We start from the raw sequence: 10,286 nt of genomic DNA, 5'->3' as shown, positions 1-10,286 counted from the left end.
AACCCGATAGGGATTGAAACACGTAGTCAACCCACGAGTAGATCACCGCCAGGTCAGTCTCAGCTGATGAGAAAACCCGATAGGGATTGAAACCGATCCTACATCTACCACGAACGCCCGGATGACGTCTCAGCTGATGAGAAAACCCGATAGGGATTGAAACTGGGTGGTTCTATTGAAAGAACACTCAAAACAACCGTCTCAGCTGATGAGAAAACCCGATAGGGATTGAAACCGTATGCACATTGATCTTCTGAATAAGGTTGCAGGGTCTCAGCTGATGAGAAAACCCGATAGGGATTGAAACTCCGGAAGTGCCCCGAAAGCCTCGCGTGGTGGTCTTTGTCTCAGCTGATGAGAAAACCCGATAGGGATTGAAACAACTCAAGAGGTTCTACCCTACTAAACCCATAGATGAGTCTCAGCTGATGAGAAAACCCGATAGGGATTGAAACATGACTATCCGCCGCACTACGCCACAGAGGCTCGGTCTCAGCTGATGAGAAAACCCGATAGGGATTGAAACTCGGTGCGAGCAGGAATAAGGCAAACAACTGTAGCACGTCTCAGCTGATGAGAAAACCCGATAGGGATTGAAACGCTTGATAGGATCTTCTGGTTGCACGTAGACAATGTCTCAGCTGATGAGAAAACCCGATAGGGATTGAAACAGATTACCATTGCGTTTGATGCAGACGACATCAAGGTCTCAGCTGATGAGAAAACCCGATAGGGATTGAAACCCGCTCACCGCCTCGGACTTCCCGAGCGCGCACTGTCTCAGCTGATGAGAAAACCGATAGGGATTGAAACCTCCTCGCGGGCCGGTGGCCGCCGGAGATTGACGCCGTCTCAGCTGATGAGAAAACCCGATAGGGATTGAAACACGGACCAGGTGTCCATGCGAGTCATTAGGCGCTCCGTCTCAGCTGATGAGAAAACCCGATAGGGATTGAAACTGCTCGTCCGTCGTGAAATTCTTAAACGACCGGGAATGTCTCAGCTGATGAGAAAACCCGATAGGGATTGAAACTCCTGCTTGGTGGGGTCGGTGGTGCCGGTGCCGAAACTGTCTCAGCTGATGAGAAAACCGATAGGGATTGAAACCTCTTGAGGTGCTTGATGATCCGGGCCTGCTCCTCCGGTCTCAGCTGATGAGAAAACCCGATAGGGATTGAAACTCGGCCGTCGCCCAGATCTCCGGGTCCCGGATGCGTCTCAGCTGATGAGAAAACCCGATAGGGATTGAAACGTACAACAACCTCGTCTGGATGTGTTTTGGGGTCTCTGGTCTCAGCTGATGAGAAAACCCGATAGGGATTGAAACCCGGATCGAGACCGTCCTCCGGGCGCTGCGGGCGTCTCAGCTGATGAGAAAACCCGATAGGGATTGAAACAGGTCGTAGGAGACGCCTGCTAGCCGGATCGTGGTCGTCTCAGCTGATGAGAAAACCCGATAGGGATTGAAACTCGATCAGCGGGTTGCTGCTCCCCTTACGCTTGATAGGTCTCAGCTGATGAGAAAACCCGATAGGGATTGAAACACCTACCGCCGTCGGTCCTCGCCGAGTTCTGCAACGGTCTCAGCTGATGAGAAAACCGATAGGGATTGAAACCGCTCGGAAAAGGGATCGTTGATCTGCCGAGCGGCGGTCTCAGCTGATGAGAAAACCCGATAGGGATTGAAACGGAGCAGGTCGGCAGTGTGGCCACCGGGGCGATCGAGTCTCAGCTGATGAGAAAACCCGATAGGGATTGAAACCCGCACTCCGGGCACGCCCCGCGCTCGCTCGTCCGTCTCAGCTGATGAGAAAACCGATAGGGATTGAAACTGTTCATGTCTCCCTGCTCCTGTCGGCGATGCAACGTCTCAGCTGATGAGAAAACCCGATAGGGATTGAAACAAGGTTGCTGACCTGGGGAGGTTCTACCCTGGTAAGGTCTCAGCTGATGAGAAAACCCGATAGGGATTGAAACATAGACACTGGAACTGAGGTTCCAGGCGTATCAACAGTCTCAGCTGATGAGAAAACCCGATAGGGATTGAAACTAAGACGGTTGATGCTCTCCCGGTCGGTCAGGATTGTCTCAGCTGATGAGAAAACCCGATAGGGATTGAAACTAGTGAGGGAACCCCCCGGTTTCCCCCGGCTCTATGTCTCAGCTGATGAGAAAACCCGATAGGGATTGAAACGTGGACAGTCGAGGCGCGGCGCAGGCCGGAGAATAGTCTCAGCTGATGAGAAAACCCGATAGGGATTGAAACAAGACGAAACTCGTGTGTCTCGGATCGTTGCCTGGTCTCAGCTGATGAGAAAACCCGATAGGGATTGAAACATAGAAACCTGGTTGTCCGCCTACCGGATAATGTGGGTCTCAGCTGATGAGAAAACCCGATAGGGATTGAAACTAGGTGCCGACCTGCGTGGCGTCGATGCGGAAGATGTCGTCTCAGCTGATGAGAAAACCGATAGGGATTGAAACACGTTGATGTTACTTCCACCAGAATCTAACTGCTTAGTCTCAGCTGATGAGAAAACCCGATAGGGATTGAAACGAGAAACTCCCGGACCTCTCGGGTGCTGCGGGGGGTCTCAGCTGATGAGAAAACCCGATAGGGATTGAAACTCGGCGCATCCGGGTGAGTATGCCACCACCAGATCGGTCTCAGCTGATGAGAAAACCCGATAGGGATTGAAACATGGGGTAGCGGAGGAAGATGTCCATGCCCCGCCGGCGTCTCAGCTGATGAGAAAACCCGATAGGGATTGAAACGTATAGACTGAAGGGATGGTGACGCTGAAGTCCGGTCTCAGCTGATGAGAAAACCCGATAGGGATTGAAACCATAATGTAAGTTCCCGTCCATAATCCAGGAAAGCGTCTCAGCTGATGAGAAAACCCGATAGGGATTGAAACGGCATATTCACAATAGTTGCATAACCATGAAGGTTTTGTCTCAGCTGATGAGAAAACCCGATAGGGATTGAAACGTCATGTCCTGTGCAATAATCATTTCAAAGAAACCGTCTCAGCTGATGAGAAAACCCGATAGGGATTGAAACCACTTAATACGTTGGGTGGTGAGTCTGATACCGTTAGTCTCAGCTGATGAGAAAACCGATAGGGATTGAAACATAGTATGGTGTTGGATAGGTATACTCTATGGATTGTCTCAGCTGATGAGAAAACCCGATAGGGATTGAAACCGCCACCGCGCCGCCGATGATGATCATCAGTGCCGTCTCAGCTGATGAGAAAACCCGATAGGGATTGAAACCAATACTATACGCCGGCGAGAGAATCGCACCACCAGTCTCAGCTGATGAGAAAACCCGATAGGGATTGAAACCGATGGTTTGAGGGGTGTGGAGGGTGCGGACGGCCGCGTCTCAGCTGATGAGAAAACCCGATAGGGATTGAAACAACGAGAATGAGAATCAAACTATCTAGGAAGGAGAGTCTCAGCTGATGAGAAAACCCGATAGGGATTGAAACATGTCGTAGCCGGAGAGTCCGGCCGGGGCGCTGTGTCTCAGCTGATGAGAAAACCCGATAGGGATTGAAACTGGGCTGTCGATAAGCGGGGGATGGCCCTGGTCGGTCCGTCTCAGCTGATGAGAAAACCCGATAGGGATTGAAACTTGTGCTCAACGTACCAGGATCGCACGGGCTCCGGGTCTCAGCTGATGAGAAAACCCGATAGGGATTGAAACGACGAGGTGCGAGAGCACGACGACGGGACAATCTAGTCTCAGCTGATGAGAAAACCGATAGGGATTGAAACCGGGCTCTCGACGCCGGCACGGTGAGCCTCACCATGTCTCAGCTGATGAGAAAACCCGATAGGGATTGAAACATCGCAACGGAGGAGCAGTCTGGCGAGGACATGGAGGTCTCAGCTGATGAGAAAACCCGATAGGGATTGAAACCCGGGGACCGTGAGGGCCAAGACCGGGAGGTTCTTGTCTCAGCTGATGAGAAAACCCGATAGGGATTGAAACATAGATCTCTACCAGGTGGTCCTCGTGCGCCCATACTGTCTCAGCTGATGAGAAAACCCGATAGGGATTGAAACAGCTCTGCTCATTGGTATCCCTCCTCCTGGTATCGGGTCTCAGCTGATGAGAAAACCCGATAGGGATTGAAACAGGATGGTACTCGATTGGTTCGTGCAGCAGGGCCGTCTCAGCTGATGAGAAAACCCGATAGGGATTGAAACACCACTCCTGCCAGCCGGTCCAGGGGGCCTGGATGGGTCTCAGCTGATGAGAAAACCCGATAGGGATTGAAACATGGTGTAGGGGCCGGGTGTGACGTTGTTGAAGAGTCTCAGCTGATGAGAAAACCCGATAGGGATTGAAACAAAAAGCAGGCACCAAATACCTTACATTCTGTCCAGTCTCAGCTGATGAGAAAACCGATAGGGATTGAAACCTCGGGGGCGCGAGAGGATCGGGCGGCGCGGCGCGGGTCTCAGCTGATGAGAAAACCCGATAGGGATTGAAACGCCTGTGTCGCCTTCGGTGCTGGTGGTGACGTTGAGTCTCAGCTGATGAGAAAACCCGATAGGGATTGAAACTTATTGTGTCCATCTTCTACTCCTCTACCAACTGCGTCTCAGCTGATGAGAAAACCCGATAGGGATTGAAACTGAGAAGAAGTTGAGGATCGTCGAGATGAATGCCGTCTCAGCTGATGAGAAAACCCGATAGGGATTGAAACCGGGTATTCGGGGAGGTTGATATCGACCTTGTTACAGTGTCTCAGCTGATGAGAAAACCCGATAGGGATTGAAACCTGATCTGCGCGCCCGGGTGCAGGAGAGGGACATGTCTCAGCTGATGAGAAAACCCGATAGGGATTGAAACATGGTGCCGGCCCGGGTTGTGACCTCGATCGGGGTGCGTCTCAGCTGATGAGAAAACCGATAGGGATTGAAACTAAAGGGGCGGGGCGGTGGTCGGCCGTGGGACAGCGTCTCAGCTGATGAGAAAACCCGATAGGGATTGAAACTTTGTAGTGCCGTCGCCCGTCTTCCGTCCGATACGTCTCAGCTGATGAGAAAACCCGATAGGGATTGAAACATAGATCTCTACCAGGTGGTCCTCGTGCGCCCATGTCTCAGCTGATGAGAAAACCCGATAGGGATTGAAACGATCGTGTAGGAGCTCCCCCGGGTCATGCCGAACGTCTCAGCTGATGAGAAAACCCGATAGGGATTGAAACCTCCACGGCACCGAACGCCGGATCGACCTTGCCCCGTCTCAGCTGATGAGAAAACCCGATAGGGATTGAAACATGCTCTGTGCGGCGATCTACGACAGCCAGGAGAGTCTCAGCTGATGAGAAAACCCGATAGGGATTGAAACATACACCTGATGGTCGCTGGTGACTACCTCCCGGGTCTCAGCTGATGAGAAAACCCGATAGGGATTGAAACATCCATGACAGGATCGCTTTAGAGGGGCGTGTCTGGTCTCAGCTGATGAGAAAACCCGATAGGGATTGAAACAGTAATCTTGACCGACCGGGAGAGCACCGGTGATGTTGTCTCAGCTGATGAGAAAACCCGATAGGGATTGAAACTTCGAGATCCGTGCAACAGAGTTCAAGGTGGTCGTAGTCTCAGCTGATGAGAAAACCCGATAGGGATTGAAACGAGGATATCCTCCCCGATGCCCATGACCGCGTCGATCGTCTCAGCTGATGAGAAAACCCGATAGGGATTGAAACGCCTGGAGCACGTCGACGTTCTCGTCGAACCATGCTCGGTCTCAGCTGATGAGAAAACCCGATAGGGATTGAAACCGGATCGTCTCCCCGGCAACAATCCTCCGGGTGAAAGTCTCAGCTGATGAGAAAACCGATAGGGATTGAAACCTGCACGAACCGCCAGAACTCTTGGATCCGCATCCGTCTCAGCTGATGAGAAAACCCGATAGGGATTGAAACTAGTCCCCGCTCGACGCTCGGGACGCCACGGCGAGTCTCAGCTGATGAGAAAACCCGATAGGGATTGAAACTTATGTGGGTAGGTAGGGAGGCGGGGTTCACGCAACGTCTCAGCTGATGAGAAAACCCGATAGGGATTGAAACTTCGCCGGCAGGATGAACCAGGCAGTCCCGGACGGTCTCAGCTGATGAGAAAACCCGATAGGGATTGAAACTCGTGTATCCCTCTGCAGGTGTCCGGCCTGGTGACCTGTCTCAGCTGATGAGAAAACCCGATAGGGATTGAAACTTCGATGACCGGATGGGCCTGCGGGTGGTGTCTGGTCTCAGCTGATGAGAAAACCCGATAGGGATTGAAACTAGGTCCCGCCGACGTCGTACTTGAGGTCGCTCTTGTCTCAGCTGATGAGAAAACCCGATAGGGATTGAAACATTGGGATGGGTGGATTGCCTCGCATGGAGGTTTTGTCTCAGCTGATGAGAAAACCCGATAGGGATTGAAACAGAGGGCCGTCGCAATCGTATTCGTCAGTTTGGTGTCTCAGCTGATGAGAAAACCCGATAGGGATTGAAACAGGGATATCGCCACAGGAACCGTACATTGGTATCACCGTCTCAGCTGATGAGAAAACCCGATAGGGATTGAAACCAAGCATCCGGGGGCCCTCGTGGACGACGACGGGTCTCAGCTGATGAGAAAACCCGATAGGGATTGAAACCTTCAGGTTCGGGAGAGGTGGAATAGCGCCACATCAGTCTCAGCTGATGAGAAAACCCGATAGGGATTGAAACGAGGGCTATTTTGTATGCCTGCATGTTATGCTCCCTGTCTCAGCTGATGAGAAAACCCGATAGGGATTGAAACGTGTGGTCTGAGCAAGTGACGACCCAGAGCGGCAACGTCTCAGCTGATGAGAAAACCCGATAGGGATTGAAACCTACCGTACTGGTTGACGGTCGTGAGGAGCGAGTAGTGTCTCAGCTGATGAGAAAACCCGATAGGGATTGAAACCTGCCGTACTGGTTGACGGTCGCGAGGAGCGAATAGGTCTCAGCTGATGAGAAAACCCGATAGGGATTGAAACCGATGGCGACGGTGCGGACGGGGCCGCCGGCGGTGTGTCTCAGCTGATGAGAAAACCCGATAGGGATTGAAACTTGTCGTGTTTAGTGATCTTCATCTTCTGACGTCTCCATGTCTCAGCTGATGAGAAAACCCGATAGGGATTGAAACACTGACGTCGGGACCGCGTCAGGGTATCGCGCCTTGGTCTCAGCTGATGAGAAAACCCGATAGGGATTGAAACATCCATCCATCGGTAGTTGCAGGGGATCTCAGCAGAGTCTCAGCTGATGAGAAAACCCGATAGGGATTGAAACTCTCCCGGCTGGCGGGATGGGGGGTGGCCTGGTCTGTCTCAGCTGATGAGAAAACCCGATAGGGATTGAAACTAGGGCAGGTGCAGGATGACCGTTTCCCGCTTTTCCGTCTCAGCTGATGAGAAAACCCGATAGGGATTGAAACTATCCGGCGAGTAGGTCCCCGGTGGCATCGAGTACGTCTCAGCTGATGAGAAAACCCGATAGGGATTGAAACAGTATATCGGTTTTCCATCGAAACCAACCCCGACCGGTCTCAGCTGATGAGAAAACCCGATAGGGATTGAAACCTTTATACTGGTGCGGTCATATTTTCCTTTGTCCTGTCTCAGCTGATGAGAAAACCCGATAGGGATTGAAACGGGGATCAACTCACGGAGTCGGTGGCCACCTATAGTCTCAGCTGATGAGAAAACCCGATAGGGATTGAAACACCTATGAAGTCGTCGGGGGAGACGGCACGCTTCCGTCTCAGCTGATGAGAAAACCCGATAGGGATTGAAACTACCATTTTCTGCTGAGATCCCCTGCAACTACCGATGGGTCTCAGCTGATGAGAAAACCCGATAGGGATTGAAACCGGCCCTGGTCAACCGTCCCCGGGGGGGTTGGAGGTGGTCTCAGCTGATGAGAAAACCCGATAGGGATTGAAACTCAATGACCGGATGGGAAACAACCTTCCGCGAGGCGTCTCAGCTGATGAGAAAACCCGATAGGGATTGAAACGGGTGAGCCCGCGACCAGTGGCCAGGATCTTGAGGTCTCAGCTGATGAGAAAACCCGATAGGGATTGAAACCAGAAGTAAGTCTTCCCCTCGCGCGGAGGAGCCCAGTCTCAGCTGATGAGAAAACCCGATAGGGATTGAAACAAGTATGGTAGATGTTACTACGGCTATAACCAACATGTCTCAGCTGATGAGAAAACCCGATAGGGATTGAAACCTGGTGGTGACGTTGATGCGGATGTCCCGGAGCGCGTGTCTCAGCTGATGAGAAAACCCGATAGGGATTGAAACATCCTGGCTATCCGGGATGAGTACCCGAAACTCCAAGTCTCAGCTGATGAGAAAACCCGATAGGGATTGAAACCCTTAAGTCTCTTGATGGATGGATGGATGGATGGGTCTCAGCTGATGAGAAAACCCGATAGGGATTGAAACTCGGTGCGCCATCCTGTACCGCCGGAGGCCGACAACGTCTCAGCTGATGAGAAAACCCGATAGGGATTGAAACTCGAACCGTCAACGTCAGAAAGGAGACCGTTGAAGGTCTCAGCTGATGAGAAAACCCGATAGGGATTGAAACAACATTTCTCTGCTGCGATACCCTGCAATTACCGAGTCTCAGCTGATGAGAAAACCCGATAGGGATTGAAACCCTCCAGCGGATCCCTATCGGGGCGGAGTCCTGCCGTCTCAGCTGATGAGAAAACCCGATAGGGATTGAAACAAAGACGATGTAGCCCGCCAGGAGGCCGGAGGCCGTCTCAGCTGATGAGAAAACCCGATAGGGATTGAAACAATGACAGATGCAAACTCATAACGTTTTGACGGGAAACGTCTCAGCTGATGAGAAAACCCGATAGGGATTGAAACTTGTCTCCAGCCGTTCCGGTAAATTTAACTGCCCTGAGGTCTCAGCTGATGAGAAAACCCGATAGGGATTGAAACAGGCGGCGACCCTCGACGAGATCCGGGATCGGTTTGTCTCAGCTGATGAGAAAACCCGATAGGGATTGAAACTGGGGTACGGTGGTGCTCGATCTTATCGATTCGGTAGGTCTCAGCTGATGAGAAAACCCGATAGGGATTGAAACATCCCGGTGTCTGAGCGGGTCCGTGCCGAGGGGGTGTCTCAGCTGATGAGAAAACCCGATAGGGATTGAAACACGGGTCGGGGCTCGTCTCCCCGGAACGGTGCGAGGTCTCAGCTGATGAGAAAACCCGATAGGGATTGAAACTTGCTAGTCTAGACATATCGAAGCCTCCGAAGTGGCGTCTCAGCTGATGAGAAAACCCGATAGGGATTGAAACTCGCCATCCAGGAAGACCTCCATCGCATTTCCGTCTCAGCTGATGAGAAAACCCGATAGGGATTGAAACTACGAGGAGGTGCATGCCGTCGCGTTCGGCCTCATGTCTCAGCTGATGAGAAAACCCGATAGGGATTGAAACTGTTTTGTGAGTTTGTTCCGAGGTATATTAGTTGTGTCTCAGCTGATGAGAAAACCCGATAGGGATTGAAACAAGAGCGTGAGGGTCGTGCCGCCGGTCGCAAAGGTGTCTCAGCTGATGAGAAAACCCGATAGGGATTGAAACAACCCGCCCGCAGAACAACCCCCGAAGGCATTCTGCGTCTCAGCTGATGAGAAAACCCGATAGGGATTGAAACACGCTTGACGACCGGCCGGACCTGTCCTATCAACCACGTCTCAGCTGATGAGAAAACCCGATAGGGATTGAAACCGCGTTCGGCTCCCCGAGAGCGTCGAGCAGGAGGGTCTCAGCTGATGAGAAAACCCGATAGGGATTGAAACAGCGATCTTCACCGCTCCCTCAAGACCGGCCGCTGGTCTCAGCTGATGAGAAAACCCGATAGGGATTGAAACACGGGGATAAACGTGGAGTAGTCCCACGCGCCGCGTCTCAGCTGATGAGAAAACCCGATAGGGATTGAAACACTGGAACCGCCGACCTCACCGAATTCGCCCGGACGTCTCAGCTGATGAGAAAACCCGATAGGGATTGAAACAGGTTCGTTCCGGTCTCGCTGCCGTGAACCGGGTGCGTCTCAGCTGATGAGAAAACCCGATAGGGATTGAAACCTGACTCTCGTCCCACAGATCGTAGACCGCGCCCTGTCTCAGCTGATGAGAAAACCCGATAGGGATTGAAACAGGCAAATGGATACACGAGAGTCCCGCAAGGTCGCGGTCTCAGCTGATGAGAAAAC

At 52.2% G+C, this 10,286-nt stretch carries 9 CRISPR repeat arrays.

The window, feature by feature from the left end:
• Nucleotides 1–56: 56 nt before the first annotated feature.
• A CRISPR array of direct repeats spans nt 57–743; the repeat unit is 37 nt; unit sequence GTCTCAGCTGATGAGAAAACCCGATAGGGATTGAAAC.
• A 400-nt stretch (nt 744–1,143) separates the two neighbouring features.
• Nucleotides 1,144–1,544: a CRISPR direct-repeat array (repeat unit 37 nt; unit sequence GTCTCAGCTGATGAGAAAACCCGATAGGGATTGAAAC).
• A gap of 322 nt (nt 1,545–1,866) precedes the next feature.
• Nucleotides 1,867–2,410: direct repeats of the CRISPR family, unit length 37 nt; unit sequence GTCTCAGCTGATGAGAAAACCCGATAGGGATTGAAAC.
• A gap of 109 nt (nt 2,411–2,519) precedes the next feature.
• A CRISPR array of direct repeats spans nt 2,520–3,064; the repeat unit is 37 nt; unit sequence GTCTCAGCTGATGAGAAAACCCGATAGGGATTGAAAC.
• A gap of 106 nt (nt 3,065–3,170) precedes the next feature.
• Nucleotides 3,171–3,715: a CRISPR direct-repeat array (repeat unit 37 nt; unit sequence GTCTCAGCTGATGAGAAAACCCGATAGGGATTGAAAC).
• A gap of 105 nt (nt 3,716–3,820) precedes the next feature.
• A CRISPR array of direct repeats spans nt 3,821–4,365; the repeat unit is 37 nt; unit sequence GTCTCAGCTGATGAGAAAACCCGATAGGGATTGAAAC.
• A 106-nt stretch (nt 4,366–4,471) separates the two neighbouring features.
• Nucleotides 4,472–4,870: direct repeats of the CRISPR family, unit length 37 nt; unit sequence GTCTCAGCTGATGAGAAAACCCGATAGGGATTGAAAC.
• A gap of 107 nt (nt 4,871–4,977) precedes the next feature.
• Nucleotides 4,978–5,810: direct repeats of the CRISPR family, unit length 37 nt; unit sequence GTCTCAGCTGATGAGAAAACCCGATAGGGATTGAAAC.
• A gap of 106 nt (nt 5,811–5,916) precedes the next feature.
• A CRISPR array of direct repeats spans nt 5,917–10,230; the repeat unit is 37 nt; unit sequence GTCTCAGCTGATGAGAAAACCCGATAGGGATTGAAAC.
• Nucleotides 10,231–10,286: the final 56 nt, after the last annotated feature.

Origin of the sequence: Methanoculleus sp. UBA291, from assembly GCF_002499755.1 — an archaeon.
Classification (GTDB): Archaea; Halobacteriota; Methanomicrobia; order Methanomicrobiales; family Methanoculleaceae; genus Methanoculleus; species Methanoculleus palmolei.
This window is presented reverse-complemented; position numbering and strand designations above follow the sequence as displayed.